General features: G+C 58.0%; 19 protein-coding genes. 7 read left to right on the forward strand and 12 right to left on the reverse strand.

Going from position 1 to position 19,330, the window contains the following annotated elements; translation table 11 throughout:
- Positions 1-91 precede the first annotated feature (91 nt).
- The 3 genes from ADJ24_RS01275 to trmB are packed head-to-tail and all read right to left on the reverse strand — an operon-like array spanning position 92 to position 1,910.
- Entirely contained in the window at positions 92-808 is a 717-nt protein-coding gene (locus tag ADJ24_RS01275; RefSeq protein ID WP_023309135.1) for a DUF2884 domain-containing protein, read from the reverse strand.
- Positions 809-864: 56 nt separating this feature from the next.
- A complete protein-coding gene (locus tag ADJ24_RS01280) occupies positions 865-1,191 on the reverse strand; it encodes a YggL family protein (protein WP_014885198.1) in 327 nt (108 codons plus the stop codon).
- Positions 1,191-1,910 carry a tRNA (guanosine(46)-N7)-methyltransferase TrmB gene (gene trmB, locus ADJ24_RS01285; protein ID WP_023309136.1) on the reverse strand — a complete coding sequence of 240 codons (720 nt, stop codon included), beginning with the start codon at positions 1,908-1,910 and terminating at the stop codon, positions 1,191-1,193. Before trmB ends, ADJ24_RS01280 begins: the two co-directional genes overlap by 1 nt.
- 144 nt (positions 1,911-2,054) lie before the next feature.
- Between trmB and mutY the strand changes: the two genes are divergently transcribed.
- The 4 genes from mutY (at position 2,055) to ADJ24_RS01305 (ending at position 6,068) form a co-directional block, all read left to right on the forward strand.
- Complete coding sequence (gene mutY / locus ADJ24_RS01290; RefSeq protein WP_168964397.1) at positions 2,055-3,107, forward strand: A/G-specific adenine glycosylase; 1,053 nt, start codon at positions 2,055-2,057, stop codon at positions 3,105-3,107.
- Between the two features lie 26 nt (positions 3,108-3,133).
- Positions 3,134-3,406, forward strand: a complete 273-nt coding sequence (locus tag ADJ24_RS01295; RefSeq protein ID WP_023309138.1) for an oxidative damage protection protein — start codon at positions 3,134-3,136, stop codon at positions 3,404-3,406.
- A gap of 56 nt (positions 3,407-3,462) precedes the next feature.
- Complete coding sequence (gene mltC / locus ADJ24_RS01300; protein WP_032667934.1) at positions 3,463-4,539, forward strand: membrane-bound lytic murein transglycosylase MltC; 1,077 nt, start codon at positions 3,463-3,465, stop codon at positions 4,537-4,539.
- A 272-nt stretch (positions 4,540-4,811) separates the two neighbouring features.
- A complete protein-coding gene (locus tag ADJ24_RS01305) occupies positions 4,812-6,068 on the forward strand; it encodes a nucleoside permease (RefSeq protein WP_008499767.1) in 1,257 nt (418 codons plus the stop codon).
- An 80-nt stretch (positions 6,069-6,148) separates the two neighbouring features.
- On the opposite strand, the gene citG is transcribed toward ADJ24_RS01305, so the two are convergent.
- Genes citG through ADJ24_RS01345 form a run of 8 tightly spaced genes read right to left on the reverse strand, consistent with a single transcriptional unit; the run spans position 6,149 to position 13,457 of the window.
- Positions 6,149-6,952, reverse strand: coding sequence for a triphosphoribosyl-dephospho-CoA synthase CitG (gene citG, locus ADJ24_RS01310; protein ID WP_023309140.1), 804 nt, complete (start codon positions 6,950-6,952; stop codon positions 6,149-6,151).
- Complete coding sequence (gene citX, locus ADJ24_RS01315; protein WP_023309141.1) at positions 6,930-7,469, reverse strand: citrate lyase holo-[acyl-carrier protein] synthase; 540 nt, start codon at positions 7,467-7,469, stop codon at positions 6,930-6,932. Before citX ends, citG begins: the two co-directional genes overlap by 23 nt.
- Entirely contained in the window at positions 7,466-8,989 is a 1,524-nt protein-coding gene (citF, locus tag ADJ24_RS01320; RefSeq protein WP_023309142.1) for a citrate lyase subunit alpha, read from the reverse strand. The genes citX and citF overlap by 4 nt, the downstream gene beginning before the upstream one ends.
- Positions 8,990-8,999: 10 nt before the next feature.
- Entirely contained in the window at positions 9,000-9,875 is an 876-nt protein-coding gene (gene citE, locus ADJ24_RS01325; RefSeq protein WP_023309143.1) for a citrate (pro-3S)-lyase subunit beta, read from the reverse strand.
- Positions 9,872-10,165, reverse strand: a complete 294-nt coding sequence (gene citD, locus ADJ24_RS01330) for a citrate lyase acyl carrier protein (RefSeq protein WP_008499773.1) — start codon at positions 10,163-10,165, stop codon at positions 9,872-9,874. Before citD ends, citE begins: the two co-directional genes overlap by 4 nt.
- Before the next feature lie 16 nt (positions 10,166-10,181).
- Positions 10,182-11,204: a [citrate (pro-3S)-lyase] ligase gene (gene citC / locus ADJ24_RS01335; RefSeq protein ID WP_023309144.1), complete on the reverse strand. Its 1,023-nt coding sequence runs from the start codon at positions 11,202-11,204 to the stop codon at positions 10,182-10,184.
- 10 nt (positions 11,205-11,214) lie between these two features.
- Positions 11,215-12,078, reverse strand: a complete 864-nt coding sequence (locus ADJ24_RS01340; protein WP_023309145.1) for a fumarylacetoacetate hydrolase family protein — start codon at positions 12,076-12,078, stop codon at positions 11,215-11,217.
- A gap of 17 nt (positions 12,079-12,095) precedes the next feature.
- A complete protein-coding gene (locus tag ADJ24_RS01345) occupies positions 12,096-13,457 on the reverse strand; it encodes a 2-hydroxycarboxylate transporter family protein (RefSeq protein WP_023309146.1) in 1,362 nt (453 codons plus the stop codon).
- Between the two features lie 345 nt (positions 13,458-13,802).
- Between ADJ24_RS01345 and ADJ24_RS01350 the strand changes: the two genes are divergently transcribed.
- Positions 13,803-15,428 (forward strand): ATP-binding protein, encoded by a 1,626-nt coding sequence (locus ADJ24_RS01350; protein WP_023309147.1) that lies wholly within the window; start codon positions 13,803-13,805, stop codon positions 15,426-15,428.
- Complete coding sequence (locus ADJ24_RS01355) at positions 15,418-16,110, forward strand: response regulator (RefSeq protein ID WP_023309148.1); 693 nt, start codon at positions 15,418-15,420, stop codon at positions 16,108-16,110. Before ADJ24_RS01350 ends, ADJ24_RS01355 begins: the two co-directional genes overlap by 11 nt.
- Positions 16,111-16,156: 46 nt before the next feature.
- On the opposite strand, the gene ADJ24_RS01360 is transcribed toward ADJ24_RS01355, so the two are convergent.
- Positions 16,157-18,292: an ornithine decarboxylase gene (locus ADJ24_RS01360; protein WP_023309149.1), complete on the reverse strand. Its 2,136-nt coding sequence runs from the start codon at positions 18,290-18,292 to the stop codon at positions 16,157-16,159.
- 181 nt (positions 18,293-18,473) lie between these two features.
- On the opposite strand from ADJ24_RS01360, the gene ADJ24_RS01365 reads away from it, so the two are divergent.
- The gene (locus ADJ24_RS01365) at positions 18,474-19,190 is read left to right on the forward strand and encodes a DUF554 domain-containing protein (RefSeq protein ID WP_023309150.1); all 717 of its coding nucleotides are present in this window, start codon (positions 18,474-18,476) and stop codon (positions 19,188-19,190) included.
- Positions 19,191-19,330: the final 140 nt, after the last annotated feature.

Here is a 19,330-nt window from a genome sequence, read left to right on the forward strand (position 1 = left end):
TCACCCTAACCCTCTCCCACAGGGAGAGGGAACGATTACACCCTCTCCCATGGGGAGAGGGTCGGGGTGAGGGGCCCAACGCGCAGAGATCTTACTTAAGCGTCCCCACCAGCGCCTTCCGGCTATCTTCCAGCGACACCACGCGTTTACACACGTCTTTGCCGAACTGCTGGAAATCATCTTCCTGGTTCTTCCACTCGTTCTGAATGGAGGTCTGCAAGCCGCCCAGGCTGCCCAGCACGCCCTGCAGCGGGTTACCGCCGCCTTTCAGCACGGCTTTCGCCCCCATTTCGTTGATGCTGTCCTGCAGGATGCCGCCCATCGCCTGATTCACCAGCTGCTGCCCGTCAGCACGGACCTGATCGATCGCCTTGTAGTGGAACGTCAGGCCGTCGGTGCGCGTCTCGATAATGCGGTTCATCTGCTCTTTAAGCTGCTTATCGAGCTTCGTCAGGCGGGTGCGCATGTTGCTGCTCTCACCCACTTCTTTAGTAATGATCTTATCCAGCGCGACGCGGCTTTTCTCAACGCGGGTCAGCGCGCCGTCGTTAATCCACGGCAGCGCGGTACGCAGCTCAGCCTGATAATCCTTCGCCTGCTCGCGCTGCGCGGCAGTCAGGTTTTGCGGCTTGCCGTTAAACGTCACGTTACCATCCGGCGTAATCACCAGATTGCCGTTCTCGCCTTTGACCTGCACGGTTTGCGGGCTTAACACCACGTCATCACGCGGGGTGACGCTACATTGATAATCCGCATGAGCGGTGAATCCGGTTGCCATCAAAGCAACAGCGAGCAACGTTTTGCGCATCTTAAACACTCCCTCAGACAAAATGGGCCAGCTAATGCTGGCCCCTTACTGCTTTATTAGTCCCACCAAACGTCGAAAAGTTCGCTGACGCGGACATCTTCGAGCTTGTGGTCTTCAAGCCATTTACGTACCAGCGCCTGATGTTCTTCGGTGCATTTACCCACTTCCTGGGTGCAGATCAGACCTTCCCAGGCCAGGTAGCCGCTACCGTCGAAGGCTAGCTTGTTTGGCTCAATCACGTCATTGATGAACGCATCCACGTCCTGATCGATCTGCTCTACACTGGTGCCTTCCGGGAAACGCCACGCAACGGAGAAGCCCACTTCCTGGAATTCTTCGATGTGCATCTTTTTACGCAGACGACGGCTACGATTCTTTGCCATTATTTCACCCTCTCGAACATTAAGTCCCATACACCGTGACCAAGACGATGGCCACGCTGTTCAAATTTCGTTACCGGACGCGATTCCGGACGCGGTACATAGTCGTTGCTCGCAGACTGGTTTTTGTAACCGTCAAGCGACGACATAACTTCCAGCATATGTTCCGCATACGGTTCCCAGTCGGTTGCCATATGGAAGACACCGCCAAGCTTCAGCTTACTTTTCACCAGCTCGGCAAACGGTGCCTGAACGATACGGCGTTTATTATGACGTGCTTTGTGCCACGGGTCAGGGAAAAAGAGCTGAACCATGGTTAAAGAATTGTCAGGAATCATTTTATGCAGCACTTCCACCGCGTCGTGACACATCACGCGCAGGTTCTCAACGCCCTCTTCATGGGCCGTTGCCAGGCATGCACCCACGCCCGGGGAGTGGACTTCGATACCGAGGAAGTTCTGCTCCGGTCGCGCTTTCGCCATGGCCACCAGCGAGGTGCCCATACCAAACCCGATCTCCAGCGTGACGGGTGCTTCGCGGCCAAACAGTTCAGCAAAATCCAGAGGCTGCTCGCTGAACTCAACGCCCATCACCGGCCAGTAGTTGTCCAGCGCGTGTTGCTGCCCTTTTGTCAGGCGACCCTGACGGCGGACAAAGCTGCGAATACGGCGCAGCGGGCGACCGTTTTCATCAAATTCCGGTGAAATGACGTCGTTTTTCATAAAAGAGTTGTCTGCTTGTGAGAATGTTCGGGAAACGGGCATTATCCAAAGTTAAGGCTTCTATGCAAGCATGGGAAAGATCCGGTTTACAGCAGATTGACGCTGTGCTGCAATCTGCGTCCCTGATTATGCGAATCGATGACCATGCAAGCCTCTCAATTTTCAGCCCAGGTGCTGGACTGGTACGACAAATACGGGCGTAAAACCCTGCCCTGGCAAATTGAAAAAACGCCTTACAAAGTATGGCTCTCCGAGGTGATGTTGCAACAAACGCAGGTCGCCACGGTGATCCCTTACTTCGAGCGTTTTATGGCGCGCTTCCCGACGGTGACCGATCTGGCCAACGCCCCGCTGGACGAGGTCCTGCACCTGTGGACCGGTCTTGGCTATTACGCCCGCGCGCGTAACCTTCACAAGGCCGCACAGCAGGTTGCCATGCGCCACAACGGGAAATTCCCGGAAACCTTCGACGAGGTGGCGGACTTGCCCGGCGTCGGACGTTCAACCGCAGGCGCCATTCTCTCCCTGTCTTTAGGCAAGCATTTCCCGATCCTCGACGGCAACGTGAAGCGCGTGCTGGCACGCTGCTACGCCGTCGACGGCTGGCCGGGGAAGAAGGACGTTGAAAAACGTCTTTGGGAAATAAGTGAAGCGGTCACCCCGGCTAACGGCGTCGAGCGTTTCAACCAGGCGATGATGGATCTCGGCGCGATGGTCTGCACGCGCTCAAAACCAAAATGCGAACTCTGCCCGGTGAATAATCTCTGCGTGGCATATGCCAACCATTCATGGGCGCAATATCCGGGTAAGAAACCCAAACAGACGCTGCCGGAGCGCACCGGCTACATGCTGCTGATGCAGCACGGCGACGAGGTCTTCCTCGCCCAGCGTCCACCGAGCGGTCTGTGGGGTGGTCTATACTGCTTCCCACAGTTTGAAGATGAAGATTTGCTGCGTGAATGGCTTAAACAGCGCGGGATTGCTGCCGATAACCTGACGCAGCTGACCGCGTTTCGCCATACGTTCAGCCATTTCCACCTGGATATTGTACCCATGTGGCTTCCCGTGTCGTCATTTGCCTCGTGCATGGATGAAGGCACCGCTCTCTGGTATAACTTAGCGCAACCGCCATCAGTCGGACTGGCGGCTCCCGTGGAGCGCCTGTTACAGCAATTACGTGCCGGTGCAATGGTTTAGCATCGACAAGAAAAAGAGGAATGAGTATGGCCAGAACGATTTTTTGTACTTTCCTGCAGCGTGACGCTGAAGGCCAGGATTTCCAGCTTTATCCGGGCGACCTGGGTAAACGCATCTACAATGAAATATCCAAAGAAGCCTGGGGACAGTGGCAGAAAAAGCAGACCATGCTGATCAACGAGAAAAAACTCAGCATGATGAACCCGGAACACCGAAAGCTGCTTGAGCAGGAGATGGTGAGCTTCCTGTTCGAAGGTAAAGACGTGCACATCGAAGGCTATACGCCACCGGAAAAATAACAGCGTGCGGGGGAAACCCCGCCGTTAAAGCAAACACAACACGCACTCCCGGAATGATGAAAAAACTTTTAGCGCTAGCCCTTGTTGCGCCGTTGCTTGTCTCGTGTTCGTCAAAAAAAGGCGAAGATTACAACGAAGCCTGGATCAAGGACACCAACGGTTTTGACATTTTGATGGGGCAGTTTGCCCACAACATCGAGAATATATGGGGATTTAACGAAGTTCTTATTGCCGGACCGAAGGACTACGTTAAGTACACCGACGCCTATCAGACCCGAAGCCACATCAACTTTGATGAGGGGACGATCACGGTTGAAACCATCGCAGGCACCGACCCTGCGGCACGACTGCGTCAGGCGATCGTCAAAACCCTGCTGATGGGTGACGATCCTGGATCTATCGATCTCTACTCCGATGCCGACGATATCACGATCTCGAAAGAGCCGTTCCTGTACGGCCAGGTTGTCGATCAGACCGGCCAGCCGATCCGCTGGGAAGGTCGCGCCACGAAATTTGCCGACTACCTGCTGCAGACGCGCCTGAAAAGCCGCTCTAACGGTCTGAAGATTATCTACAGCGTCACCATCAACCTCGTCCCGAACCACCTAGACAAGCGCGCGCATAAGTACATTGGGATGGTGCGTCAGGCCTCGCGCAAGTACGGCGTGGATGAGTCGCTGATCCTGGCGATTATGCAGACCGAATCCTCGTTCAACCCGTACGCGGTAAGCCGTTCCGACGCCCTGGGGCTGATGCAGGTAGTGCAGCACAGCGCCGGTAAAGACGTCTTCCGCGCGCAGGGGAAATCCGGCACGCCGAGCCGCAGCTATCTGTTCGATCCGCAGAGCAACATTGATACCGGCACGGCCTACCTGGCGATGCTGAACAATGTGTACCTGGGCGGAATTGATAACCCAACGTCACGCCGCTATGCGGTGATCACCGCCTATAACGGCGGCGCGGGCAGCGTGCTGCGCGTCTTCTCGAATGACAAAGTGCAGGCCGCAAACATCATCAACAGCATGGCGCCGGGGGATGTCTACTCTACCCTCACCACCCGCCACCCGTCTGCGGAATCCCGTCGCTATCTGTATAAGGTGAATACGGTGCAGAAGAACTATCGTCGCCGGTGATCGGCACACCTTCTCCCCTCTGGGAGAAGGTGTTCTGTTTCCCCTCTCCCTGGGGGAGAGGGTCAGGGTGAGGGCATCAGGCCGCACCCATCCAACACCACCCATACGAAAATGTTATTTGCATCACAATCCAAACTGCAAATTAATGTGGATTGCATTTTTTTGCGGGAGGTAACAAAACATATCGTTGCCAACTGATAGAATTGCATCAAATAACAACCCTGAATGTTCCCAAAACAACATATCTCCCGCTCACTTGTGAGGAAAGTAACATGAACCTTAAGCTGCAGCTTAAAATATTGTCGTTTCTGCAGTTCTGCCTGTGGGGTAGCTGGCTGACTACACTCGGCTCCTATATGTTTGTGACGCTCAAGTTCGACGGTGCGTCAATCGGTGCCGTTTACAGCTCGCTCGGTATTGCGGCTGTCTTCATGCCAACGCTGCTGGGCATCGTGGCGGATAAATGGTTGAGTGCGAAATGGCTGTACATGCTTTGCCATCTGGTGGGCGCGGGGACGCTGTTTATGGCAGCCCAGGTGACCACGCCGGGGGCGATGTTCATGGTGATCCTGCTTAACTCGCTGGCCTATATGCCAACGCTTGGCCTGATCAACACCATCTCCTACTACCGCCTGAAGTCCGCGGATATGGATATCGTGACCGATTTCCCGCCAATCCGTATCTGGGGAACTATCGGCTTTATCATGGCGATGTGGGGCGTGAGCTTCGCGGGCTTCGAACTGAGCCATATGCAGCTCTATATCGGCGCAGCGCTCTCCGTGCTGCTGGCGATCTTCACCCTGACGCTGCCAACCATTCCGGTTTCTAACCAGCAGAAAAACCAGAGCTGGAGCACCATGCTCGGCCTGGACGCGTTCGCGCTGTTTAAAAACAAACGCATGGCGATCTTCTTTATCTTCTCCATGCTGCTGGGCGCAGAGCTGCAGATCACCAACATGTTCGGCAACACCTTCCTGCACAGCTTCGATAACAACCCGCTGTTCTCCGGCAGCTTTATCGTTGAACATGCGTCGGTGATGATGTCCATCTCTCAGATCTCTGAGACGCTGTTCATCCTGACCATCCCGTTCTTCCTGAGCCGCTACGGCATCAAGAACGTCATGCTGATCAGTATCGCGGCATGGATGCTGCGCTTCGGTCTGTTCGCCTACGGCGACCCAAGCCCGTTCGGCACCGTACTGCTGGTACTGTCGATGATCGTTTACGGCTGCGCCTTCGACTTCTTCAACATCTCCGGTTCGGTGTTTGTGGAAAAAGAGGTGAAGCCTGAAATTCGCGCCAGCGCGCAGGGTATGTTCCTGATGATGACCAACGGCTTCGGCTGTATTCTGGGCGGCGTGGTGAGCGGTAAAGTGGTTGAGATGTACACCACCAACGGCATCACTAACTGGCAGCCGGTGTGGCTGATCTTCGCGGCGTACTCGCTGGTGCTGTTCTTCGCGTTCATCGCGCTGTTCAAGTACAAGCACGTGCGTGAACCACACGGTGCGCAGCCAATCGCGCATTGATTGTTGTGCCCGGTGGCGCTAACGCTTACCGGGCCTACAAAACCAGACCGTAGGCCGGGTAAGGCGAAGCCGCCACCCGGCTATTTTATTCCAGACAGCACCCACCCCACAGACAGCAAATCCGCGCTGCCGCCCGGGCTCAGATTGCGTTCAATCAATGCCTTATCCATCTTAAGCAGCGCCTCGCGATCCCAGCCACTCGCCAGTAATTCCCGCGCGTAGCCCTGAACGTAGCGCAGCCCTTCAATGCCGCCGCGCGAGACGAGATTACTGTCCTGATTGACCGCCATCAGGCGCAACAGCAGGCCGTGAAGCGACTGTCCGTTCCACTGCGCCAGCGCCTTACGCGCCGTCGCAAAGCCGCTTTCCGCCTCTCCGCGCGCGCCGGTTAAGCCGTACTGCTGAAACTGCCGCTCGCCCGCCGTCGCCTGTCCGCCGCGCGCGGCCAGCTCCCGAGACACCAGCCCGCTGCAGATGTTACTTACCTCACAGCAGAGGCTGTCTGCGGAGATATGTTTCACACGCCCGGCGGCGAAGCACAGTAAACCCAGGGCAAAAATCCCGCCCTTGTGGGTGTTCACTCCGTTCGTCGCGGCGTACATCGCCTGCTCGCAGGCCATCCCCATCGGGCGGATAATGCGAAGCTGTGCGTCAGCGGGTTTATCCCCATGCGCGTTACCGAGCTCGGCAAAGCGCGAAAACCACGGCGTAATCGCCGCAATGCTGCGGACGAACAGCGCGTGGTCCATATCGCGATGGGAACCGTTATTGAGCTTGTCCACCAGCCCCGGCTTGGGCGTCAGCTCCAGCTCCTGCCACAGCGCCGCTTCGGCAAGCGCGGGTACGTCAACCGGGCGCGGTTTAGTCGCGAGCAAACCAGTCATCGATCATCTTCTCCACGCGGGAAACCACCTGCTCCACAGGATGAGCGCGCGAACGGGAACAGGCATGAGCGGGCTCGTCGCAGATCAGACAACGCCTTAAATTTGCGCCCAGCGACTGACGCCCGACGTGGCCGTGCTGAGGGCAGATCACGTCCAGATCCCACAGCCTGCCGAGCGGGTGCGTCTGCTCCAAATCCGAACAGTGCGCTTTGATTTCCGCCGCCGGGTGGGCCACGCACCACAGGGCCTCCGGCCCGGTCGGGAGCCATAGAACCTGGCGGTCCAGCACCTGCCAGCGGTTTTCCCACAGCAGCTGGTCGCACATCTGCAGCGCCACGCCCATGGTGTTGCGATAGCGCAGGCTGTCCTTGATCTCCCCTGGCGTGACCAGCGTGAGGGAAATCACCGGTTGTTGATAGTGCTTGAGCATGTCAGCCTGGCGCGCTGCGCGGCGCTCTTTCGCCGCCAGCAGTTCGTCCAGGCTGACACCCGCCCGCACGGGTGTCGCTAAAATCACACTTCCTCCTTCACCTGTCGTACGGTGTCGATCACGCTGCCGTCGCGGTAGCGGATCACCCCGACGATTTTGTCGGTAAATTCAATCGGTTTAGGTACGCCCGTCAGAGAAATCGCCCGCTCGTAAAGCGCGCTGATATCCACAACTTTGAGCCCGGCTTCCAGCAGCCGCTCGCGGATCTCCGGGCGCGCCGGGTTGACCGCAATGCCGTGGTCGGTGACCAGCACGTCGATGCTCTCGCCCGGCGTGAGGCGCGTGGTAACCCGCTTCACGACCGTCGGAATGCGGCTGCGCAACAGCGGCGCTACGACGATGGTCAGGTTTGCCGCGGCGGCCACGTCGCAGTGTCCACCGGACGCGCCGCGCATCACCCCGTCGGAGCCGGTGATAACGTTGACGTTGAAATCGACGTCGATTTCGAGGGCGCTGAGGATCACCACGTCAAGCTGGTCGCAGCTTGCCGCCTTGCTGCCGGGGTTGGCGTAGACGTTGGTGGAGATCTCCACGTGGTTCGGGTTGCGCGCCAGCGAGGCCGCCGCCTGGCCGTCAAAGCACTGGGTATCGAGCAGCTTTTCGATGAGCCCCTTCTCGTGCAGATCCACCAGGCTGCCGGTGATGCCGCCGAGCGCAAAGCGCGCCTTCACGCCGCTGCGCTCCATCTTCTCTTCCATAAAGCGCGTGCAGGCGGTCGCCGCCGCGCCGGAGCCGGTCTGCATCGAGAAGCCCGGTTTGAAGTAGCCGGAGTGTTCAATGACGTCCGCCGCATAGCGGGCGATCATCAGCTCGCGCGGGTTGCTGGTGACGCGCGCCGCGCCGACGCTGATTTTCGCCGGGTCGCCCACGCTCTCAACCTGCACGATGTAGTCCACCTGGTCCTGCACCAGGCTGGCGGGCATATTCGGAAACGGCACCAGTTCTTCGGTCAGCAGCACTACCTTGCGGGCAAAGTGCGCGTCCACCATGGCGTAGCCCAGGGAGCCGCAGCACGATTTGCCGTGCGTCCCGTTCGCGTTGCCAAACTCATCGCTGCACGGCACGCCGAGAAACGCCACGTCAATATTCAGCTCGCCGTCCTGGAGCAGCTTCACGCGACCGCCGTGGGAGTGAATTTGCACCGGCTCGTCCATCAACCCGTGGGAGATCGCGTCCGCCAGCCTGCCGCGCATACCGGAGGTATAAATCCGGGTGATGACGCCGCTTTCAATATGCTCGATCAGCGCGTCGTTGCAGGTCATCAGCGAGCTGGAAGCCAGCGTCAGGTTTTTGAAGCCCATTCGCGCCAGCAGCGCCACGACGGTGTTGATCACCCGGTCGCCTTCGCGGAACGCGTGATGGAAGGAGATGGTCATCCCGTCCTGCAAGCCGCTTCGCATCACCGCCTCCTCAACAGAGGCGCAGAGCTTGCGGCTGTGCTTCGCGTCGCTGTCCGCCAGCCAGGGCGTGGCGCTGTGGGCGGTATCAAAGGGTTTTAAGTCCCGCAAATGGGGAAAATTCACGTGAAGAAGTTCTGTCTGATTCATTATTTTATCCTTACCGACGCACGCCGGAGGCCGCCGCGCGCTCCAGCACCACCTGCGCGTGGTTAATAATCGGTGCATCCACCATTTTGCCGTTGAGCGATACCACGCCCAGGCCGTTACGCTCGCCCTCTTCTGCCGCCTCAATCACCCTTTTGGCGTGATCCACCTCTTCCTGAGTCGGGGCGTAGGCGTTGTGCAGCAGATCAATCTGGCGCGGGTTAATCAGAGATTTGCCGTTAAAGCCCATCTTGCGGATCAGATCGACCTCGCGCAGGAACCCGGCCTCGTCGTTAACGTCTGACCACACCACGTCGAAGGCGTCGATACCCGCCGCGCGGGCGGCGTGCAGCACGGCGCAGCGGGCGTAGAACAGCTCGGTGCCGTCGCCGCGCTCGGTCTGCATGTCCATCACGTAGTCAAAGGCGGCCAGCGCGATGCCGATGAGGCGCACAGAGCTGCGGGCAATCGCCACGGCGTTGATGACGCCAATGGCCGACTCAATCGCCGCCATCACGCGGGTGGAGCCGACCTCGCGGCCGCACTCCTGCTCGATGCGTTCGAGGTGGCCTTCCAGCTCGTAGATATCGTCCGGCGTGTCGGTTTTCGGCAGGCGGATCACGTCCACGCCGGCCCGCACGGCAGCCTCCAGATCCAGCAGGCCAAACGGCGTGCTGAGCGGGTTAATGCGCACCACGGTTTCGATATCCTGATACATCGGGTGCTGCAGGGCATGGAACACCAGCATGCGCGCGGTATCCTTCTCGCGCAGGGCGACGGCGTCCTCAAGATCAAACATGATGGAGTCGGGACGGTAGATAAATGCGGTGGAAAGCATGGCGGCGTTGGCGCCCGGCAGGAACAACATGCTGCGGCGGAGTTTGCTCATTTCAGCGCCCCCCAGTTGATGGCCTGTTCATCGGCTGCACGCATCAGCGCGCTTTGCAGGCGGGCGCGGATCACACAGTCCAGCGCCCCTTTGTCTTCAATAATGATTAATCCCTGGTGCACGTTCATGGCGCGCAACGTGTCGTTGACCACCTGGCGAATTTGCTCGCCAAACTGCTTAATCACTTCACTGTGGATGACTATCTCCAGCTCGCCGTGAGCGGGAGCGATTTTCACCATCAGGTCGCTGGACTCCTGCGTTCCGGCCAGCGCCTCCCTTACAATTTTCATGATAAATTCCTGGTAGTTAAGCGACTTCCGCACTCGCACGGTAATGCGTTTCGAGATGCGCGAAGGTGGAGTCCGGGACAATCTCCCGGATCCGGGAAAACTGCTGTGTCTTCAGTAAGCGGCGCACTTCGGACGCTGAAATAGCGTTGCCGGTGGCCTTGATGCGCGGCATTTCCACCACCTCGATATGCGAGGCCAGCAGGTCGTGCAGCGTCTGGTTGTACTGGCGGGTGATATCGCAAAACGGCTCCGATCCGATGAAGCGGTGCGTGATGCCGAGCGCCGGGGCGATAAAGTCCCGGAAGATCAGCACGTCGATCTCGCTCCACGCCTGCTGCACTTTGCCGGTTTCCTTCAGGAAGTAGGCCGGGAAGGTGGCGCGGGAGATGATGTACTGCGAGCCTTCATGCACCACCACGTTCGGCAGATGCGCCACGCCCGCGCGCACCATCTCGAGGCGCGCGCTGAACGGGAAGAACGAGGCGTCTTCACGCACCACGAACAGGTGCAGGGCGTCGCACCGCTGCGCCGCCTGCTCCACCAGATGGCGGTGGCCGAGGGTGAACGGGTTGGCGTTCATCACTATCGCGCCAACGTTCTCCCCGCACTTGCGCTTCGCGCGCAGGGAACGGCAGTAGCGTTCGATCCCCTGCGGGGTGTTTTCCATCAGCACGGCGTTGTTTCCGCTCTGGGCAATCGGCCAGAAGCCGCTGCGGGCAAAGCGCTCCCGATTGCACGGACGGGTGCAGAGAAAGAGGTGAAAATGGCCGCGCTCCAGCGCCGCATTTTCCACCTCTGCCAGCAGCCGCGCGCTGAGGTTCTCGCCGCGAAGCTGCTCATTGACCGCCACGCATTTGATGACGTTGGCGGCAAGCCCTGCGCAACCCACCAGCTGCGAACCGGACCAGGCTTCGACAAACAGCGTGATGTCGTTGTCCAGGCCAAGGCCGCTGTCTGCCAGCAGGTAGCGGATCTGGCTTAAGCGTTCCGGGTGTTTCGCCACCAGCGTGTGGCGAAAATCGATGGGTTGACTGTTCATGCCGCCTTACTCAGTGTGCTGCCGCAAGCCCGACGGCTGGCGCTTCCACGATCACGTTGCTCAGATGACCGATATGTTCGATCTCCACCTCAATGCGATCCCCTTCCTTCATAAACAGCGGCGGATTGCGCTTTTTACCCACCCCGCCCGGAGATCCGGTGATGATCACGTCGCCCGGACTGAGGCGGGTGAAGGTGCTGATGTACTCGATCAGCTCCGCAACCTTGTGGATCATGCTGCTGGTGTTGTCTTCCTGCACCATGCGGCCGTTCAGCCAGGTGCGGATCGCAAGCTGGTGCGGATCCGGGATCTCATCAGCCGTCGCCATCCACGGCCCAAACGCGCCGGTTTTGCGCCAGTTTTTACCGGCGGTGAACCAGGTGTGCTGCCAGTCGCGGGCGGAGCCGTCCATGTAGCAGCTGTAGCCCGCCACGTGGCGCAGGGCGTCGTCGCGGCTGATGTTCTCCCCGCCTTTGCCGATGATCACCGCCAGCTCGCCTTCGTAGTCGAATTCGCTGGAGTGGCGCGGCTTCAGCACCGGCTCGTTGTGGCCGGTCTGTGAATCCGGGAAGCGGACAAACAGCGTCGGGGCCGGATTATGCTGGTCAAACTCCTTGCGCTTGTCGGCATAGTTCATGCCCACGCAGAGGATCTTTTCCGGCTGCTCAATCACCGGTAAGAAGGTAATGGCGCTCAGCGGTACGTCCACGGCATCGTTCAGGTAGCGGGTGGTCTGCGCCAGCCCGTTGCCCTGCAGCAGCGCCTTAAGGTCGCTGTAGCGGTCGCCGAGACGGCGGCCTAAATCAATCACGCCGTCGGCCTGGACGATGCCGTAGCTGCGTTTTCCCTGGTATAAAAAGCTTGCGAGTTTCATTGTTCTTTCCTGAAGACTTAAACGAGGAAGTTGCCCAGAATCAGCAGTGAGACAGAGACGTTAATCGCCCCGCCGATACGGGTAGCAATCTGGGCGAACGGCATCAGGCTCATGCGGTTGCCTGCGGTCAGGATCGCCACGTCGCCGGTACCGCCCTGGCCGCTCTGGCAGCAGGAGACGATGGCGACATCAATCGGATGCATACCAATCTTTTTGCCGACGAAGAAGCCGGTGGCGACCAGTGCAGAAACGGTGCTGACAATTACCAGCAGGTTGCTGACGGTGAACGCCGCCACCAGTTCATGCCACGGGGTGATAGCCACGCCGACGGCGAAGAGGATTGGGTAGGTCACGGAGGTCTGGAAGAATTTGTACACCACCTGAGAGCCTTCGAGCAGGCGCGGAGAGGCGCCGTTGCAGAGCTTCACCAGGACCGCCATAAACAGCATGCCGACCGGAGCAGGCAGGCCAATCAGCTTGTGGCCGAGCATGCCCAGCATGTAGAGCAGCACCGCCAGCAGCGCGCCGGAGGCGATAGTGGTGACGTCCGCTTTGCCGGAAAAAGCAGGCTGAGAGACCGTTGCATCGGCATTCGCGCGGTTAGGCATCAGCTGGCCTTCACCGGTCAGGTGCGGGAAGCGTTTACCGAGCTGGTTCAGGCAGCCGGAGATGATGATTGCCGTCAGACCGCCGAGCATGACCATCGGCAGCACGCGGCCGAGCGCAACGCCCTGGTCCATGTGCAGCAGGGTGGCATAGCCGATGGAAAGCGGGATCGCCCCTTCCCCGACGCCGCCCGCCATAATCGGCAGAATGATAAAGAAGAAGATCTGGAACGGCTCAAGACCCAGCGCCAGGCCGACGCCCATCCCCACCAGCATGCCGACGATTTCGCCGCACAGCATCGGGAAGAAGATGCGCAGGAAGCCCTGAATCAGCACCGTGCGGTTCATGCTCATGATGCTGCCGACGATGATGCAGCAGATGTAGAGATAGAGAATGTTGGTGGATTTGTAGAATTTGGTGGTGGACTCGACCACCACGTCCGGCAGCAGGCCATAATAGACCAGCGCGGAAGGGATAAAGGTGGCGCAAATCGCCGCCGCGCCGAGCTTGCCGACAATCGGCAGGCGTTTGCCAAACTCGCCGCAGGCAAAGCCGAAGAAGGCCAGCGTTGCCACCATGACCACGATATCGCTCGGCAGTTTTCCGCCCAGGCAATCAATCGCAATCAGCGCGCCCGCCAGAACGAACAGCGGCAGAGGAATAATCCCAACTTTCCAGGTATCCATAATATGCCACCAGCGCTCTTTGAGCGAAGGCTGCTGAATTTCAATCGGGTCGTGGGTAACAGAGAAAGAATCGTCAGTTGTGCTCATAATAAGCCCCTTGGTTATTTTGTGCGTTCAGCTTAGAGTCACAAAGGCTTACTTTATGTGAGGGATGGCATATTAAAAGCGAAGTTTTAATGGCTGCTATGGTTTTAATGGTTTCTTTTATTTAATGTGATTTATACCTTATTTATGGCCGTGGTTTTTATGGTTTCTTTTCCGAATTGAACAAACAAATAACATTTGCTCGCGCAGCCCGAAGTACGTTCGCCTTCAGGATAACTCTTTTACAGCGCCCGCTGTGCAAGGGATCACAAGTTTTCGGCAAAGCGGGCGTCAGCGCGAAAAAAGATGATATATTGGCGATCTTTGCTGCTACCTCGCGTGATAGTTATGAAAGTCTCTTTCCAGATTAAGCTGTTTATTTCGCTGGTTGCCTTTTTCTCAGTGCTTTTCGCGCTGCTGGGCGGATATTATTATGCCGACGTCGGGAAACAGCTTTATCAGGAAATGAGTACGCGTGCCAAAATACAGGCTGAAGAGATTGCGCTTATTCCGACATTGCGTAATGAAGTTGAACAAAAGAATATCAACGCCATCCATGATTTTATGCAGAAGATTTCTGCGCACAGTGACGCCAGCTTTATTGTGATTGGTGATAATAAAGGGCAGCATCTTTTTCACTCCGTATTTGCCGACAGAGTGGGCACAACCCTGGTTGGCGGAGACAATGAAGCCGTGTTGCAGGGTAAAAGCACCACCACCATCCGCAAAGGCGGGCTGGGCATTTCGCTGCGCAGTAAAGCCCCCATCTTCAACGCCGCCGGACAGGTGGTCGGCATTGTTTCAGTAGGCTATCTGACCAGCTACCTTGATACCATTACCGTCAGTAAGGTGGTCAATATCCTGATTGCCGCCGTGCTGCTGCTGATCGCTCTCTTTATCTTCTCCTGGTTTTTTACCCGCAGCATCAAGAAGCAGATCTTCTCCCTTGAGCCGCGCGAGATCGGCCTGCTGGTGCGCCAGCAGAAGGCGATGATGGAGTCTATTTATGAAGGGGTAATTGCCATTGACGATCGGCGGCGGATTGAAGTCATCAACCAGGCGGCGCGCAAGCTGCTGGGTCTGAGCCAGCCGGCCCGCGAGCTGCGCGGACAGCTGATAAGCCAGGTGATCGATCCGGTCCCGTTCTTCGACACGCAGACGATGCTGGCGAAAGATACCCATGACGAGATTTGTCGTTTTAACGATCTCACGGTGATTGCCAGCCGGGTGCACATCATGCTTGAGGGTTCGCTGCAGGGCTGGGTGATCACCTTCCGCGATCGCAACGAGATCGACTCGCTGAGCGCCCAGCTTAGCCAGGTCAAACGCTATGTCGATAACCTCCGCATTATGCGCCACGAGCAGTTAAACAGGATGACCACCCTCTCCGGCCTGCTGCACATGGGCCGCTACGAGGAAGCCATTGGCTACATTCAGGCGCAGTCGGAACATGCCCAGGAGCTTCTGGACTTTATCTCTTCGCGCTTCAGTTCACCGACCCTGTGCGGCCTGCTGCTGGGGAAAGCCGCCCGCGCGCGGGAGAAAGGCGTCGAGCTGTGTTTCGACCCGGGCTGTCGGCTGGACAGACCGTTCCTGCCCCTTGGTGAGCAAGAGCTGATTTCGATTATTGGCAACCTGCTGGATAACGCCATCGAAGCAACACAGAGGTCGCCGCTTCCCCACGCGCCGGTAGAAGTGCTGATAAAGCTCAGCGAACATGAGCTGATTATTGAAGTGGCCGACCAGGGCGTTGGCATTACACCGGCGATCCGTGAGCGGATCTTTGAACGCGGCATCACCACCAAAACGCGCGGCGATCATGGGATTGGCCTGTATCTGATCGAAAGCTACGTCACACAGGCTGGCGGCGCGATAGAAGTTGCCGATAATACCCCGCGCGGCGCCATTTTCTCCTTGTTTATCCCGGCCACGGGAACCGCCCGGCAACTGGAAGACACCGACTATGCAACATGAACTTATCGACGTACTGATTGTTGAAGACGAGAACGAGCTGGCGCAACTGCACGCGGAGCTGATAGGCAAACATCCGCGTCTGAGGCTGGTAGGCATTGCCTCGTCGCTGGCTGCGGCCCAGGCAGAGCTTGAAAGCAAACAGCCGCAGCTGATGCTGCTGGATAACTACCTGCCGGACGGTAAAGGCATCTCGCTTATCAATAACCCCATGCTGGCCCGCGCCAACTGCTCGGTGATTTTTATTACTGCCGCCAGCGATATGGACACCTGCAGCCAGGCGATTCGCAACGGCGCTTTCGACTACATCCTCAAACCCGTCTCCTGGAAGCGGCTCAGCCAGTCGCTGGAGCGGTTCGTGCAGTTTGCAGAACAGCAGCGGGTCTGGAAGATTGTCGACCAGCAGAACGTGGATTCGCTGTATCAGCTCCAGGCGAAAAACTACCGCCTAGACAACGGCAGTAAAGGCATTGAGGAAAATACGCTGGCGCGGGTGCAGACACTGTTCAACGACAAGGCAACGCACTGCTTTACCGTGGATGAGGTGGTGAGCGAAACGGGGTTAAGCAAAACCACCACCCGGCGCTATCTGGAGCACTGCGTGGAGGCGGGTTTTCTGACGGTGGAGATGCTGTACGGCAAGATTGGGCATCCGAGGAGGATGTACAAGCGTAGTGCGGTTTGATGAAACGTACCCTCTCCCCTTTGGGGAGAGGGTTAGGGTGAGGGGGCTACCTTAATACATACCCATACAGCCGCTTAATCCCGTCGGCATCCTTCTCGCTGTAAACTCCCTGCAGCTCCGGCGAGAAGCCCGGCAGCAGGTTGACGCCCTCCTCCAGCGCGAGGAAGTAACGCTGTACCGCCCCGCCCCAGACTTCACCCGGCACCACGCACAGCACGCCCGGCGGATAGGGCAGCGCCCCTTCGGCAGCAATCCGCCCTTCGGCATCCCGTATGCGAACCAGCTCCACCTCTCCGCGAATATAGGCCCGGTTTGCATCCTGCGGGTTCATTACCACCTCAGGCAGGCTCTCCTTGCGGAACATCGCCTTCTGCAGATCCTTCACGTCAAAGCTGACGTAGAGATCGTGCATCTCCTGGCACAGCTGGCGGAGGGTGTAATCCCGGTAGCGCACCGGGTATTTCTGGAAGATCGTCGGCAGCACGTCCGCCAGCGGCGTGTCGTCTTCAATATGCTGTTCGAACTGGCCCAGCATCGCCACCAGCTGCGCCAGCTTCTCGCTGCTTTCGGCAGGCGTTAGCAGGAACAGGATCGAGTTGAGGTCGCATTTCTCCGGCACGATGCCGTTTTCGCGCAGGTAGTGCGCCAGAATCGTCGCCGGGATCCCGAAATCCGTGTACTCTCCGGTTTCAGCATCGATACCCGGCGTGGTCAGCAGGAGCTTACACGGATCGACAAAGTACTGCTCGCGGGCATAGCCCTCAAAGCCGTGCCATTTGGCCCCCGGCTCAAAGCTGAAGAAGCGCAGCTCGCTGGCAATGGCGTGCGTCGGATGATCCTGCCACGGCCGCCCCGCCACCACCGGCGGGATAAACGGTTTGATCATATGGCAATTCGCAATGATCACCTTGCGCGCCTCAATCCCCAGCTCGACGCACTCCGCCCACAGCCTGCGTCCGCTTTCACCTTCGTGGATCTTGGCATTCACGTCCAGCGCGGCGAACAGAGGATAAAACGGGCTGGTGGAGGCATGCAGCATAAACGCGTTGTTCAGCCGCTTGTGCGGACAGAAGCGCGCCTGACCGCGAATGTGGTTATCCTTTTTATGGATCTGCGACGTTTGCGAGAAGCCGGCCTGCTGTTTGTGCACCGACTGGGTCACGAAAATCCCCGGATCGTTCTCGTTCAATTCCAGCAAGAGCGGGGACGTTTCCGCCATCATCGGAATAAACTGCTCGTAGCCCACCCAGGCGGAGTCAAAGAGGATGTAGTCGCACAGATGACCGATCTTGTCGATCACCTGGCGGGCGTTGTAGATCGTCCCGTCGTAGGTGCCAAGCTGAATGATCGCCAGGCGGAACGGACGCGCCTCGTCGGCCTTTTCCGGCGCCGCCTCGCGGATAAGATCCCGCAGATAGGCATCGTCAAAGCAGTGGTCGTCAATCCCGCCAATAAAGCCAAACGGGTTACGCGCCGCCTCAAGATAAACCGGCGTGGCGCCCGCCTGGATCAGCGCCCCGTGGTGGTTGGACTTATGGTTATTGCGGTCGAACAGCACCAGGTCGCCGCGGGTCAGCAGCGCGTTGGTCACCACCTTGTTGGCCGCTGAGGTACCGTTCAGCACGAAGTAGGTTTTGTCCGCGTTGAACACTTTTGCCGCGAACTTTTGCGCGTGCTTGGCGGACCCTTCGTGGATCAGCAGATCGCCCAGCTTCACGTCGGCGTTGCACATGTCGGCGCGAAACACGTTCTCACCGAAGAAATCATAGAACTGTCGCCCTGCCGGGTGTTTTTTGAAAAATGCCCCGTGCTGGTGGCCCGGACAGGCGAAAGTGCTGTTGCCCATCTCCACATACTGGCTCAGGGTGTCAAAAAAGGGCGGCAGCAGGTTCTCTTCGTAACGACTGGCAGCGGTCTCCAGTTCCAGAAACTCCTGAGCTTTACCCGAGATAACCGCGGTGGCGCCATCGGGTACATCCGTAGGCTCCTGCGAGAAAATAAACACCGGTAGCTCAAAGCCCGTGCGTTTCAGCAGTGCAAGAATGCCGCTGCGACTTTCAGCTGTTGTGATGACGACGGCCGCCACATCGGTAAAATCAGTGCTGTCCAGCGTCACCTTTTCGCGGTGAGTAGACACAGTGGAAAGCAGCTCGCGGCTGACGGCAATTTTCATGGTTTTCATAGGCGCAGTTACCCTCACCGGGCGGTGAGACAGGGAGGAGAAAATTCGCGCAATAATGTCACCTTTTATTTTGAGGTGCAAGAAGGAATCAGTATGCACGAAATCAACCAAAGCTAAGGCCCGCGCAGCCCTGCCGTGCCATAATAATGCAATATCAATGATTAAATAACAGGAGTTAACTTTGGTTATCGGGCCATTTATTAACGCAGGCGCCGTATTGCTGGGCGGCGTACTCGGCGCCGTGCTGAGCCAGCGATTGCCGGAGCGTATTCGCACCTCCATGCCCTCAATATTCGGCCTGGCATCGTTAGGGATCGGTATTCTTCTCGTGATCAAATGCGCCAACCTGCCGGTGATGGTGCTGGCCACCCTGCTCGGCGCGCTGATTGGCGAATTTTGCTATCTGGAAAAAGGCATTAACAGCGCGGTGAGTAAAGCCAAAAACCTGATAGCCAGACCGGGCGGCAAGGCGAAACACGGCACGCACGAGTCGTTTATTCAAAACTATGTCGCCATCATCATTCTATTTTGCGCCAGCGGCACCGGGATTTTCGGTTCAATGCAGGAAGGGATGACCGGCGACCCAAGCATATTGATTGCGAAAGCGTTCCTTGATTTCTTCACCGCCACCATTTTCGCCACAACCCTTGGCGTCGCCGTGGCGGCGATTAGCGTCCCGATGCTGCTTATTCAGCTGGCGCTTGCCACCTGCGCCACGTTGATTCTCCCGCTCACCACGCCGGCAATGATGGCAGACTTTACCGCCGTCGGCGGCCTGCTGCTGTTGGCGACCGGGCTGCGCATCTGTGGGATCAAGATGTTTGCCGTGGTGAACATGCTCCCCGCACTGCTGCTCGCCATGCCGCTCTCCGCGCTCTGGACGCACTTTTTCGCTTAAGGATGCGGCGAAATGGTGAGAGATTGCGCAGTCTGTAACGAAAACAACATTTTTCGTTGACGGCAGGGGGCAGATCGGGTTTAATGCGCCCCGTTGCCCGGATAGCTCAGTCGGTAGAGCAGGGGATTGAAAATCCCCGT

This window comes from Enterobacter sp. 940_PEND, assembly GCF_001059415.1.
GTDB lineage: Bacteria > Pseudomonadota > Gammaproteobacteria > Enterobacterales > Enterobacteriaceae > Enterobacter > Enterobacter cloacae_M.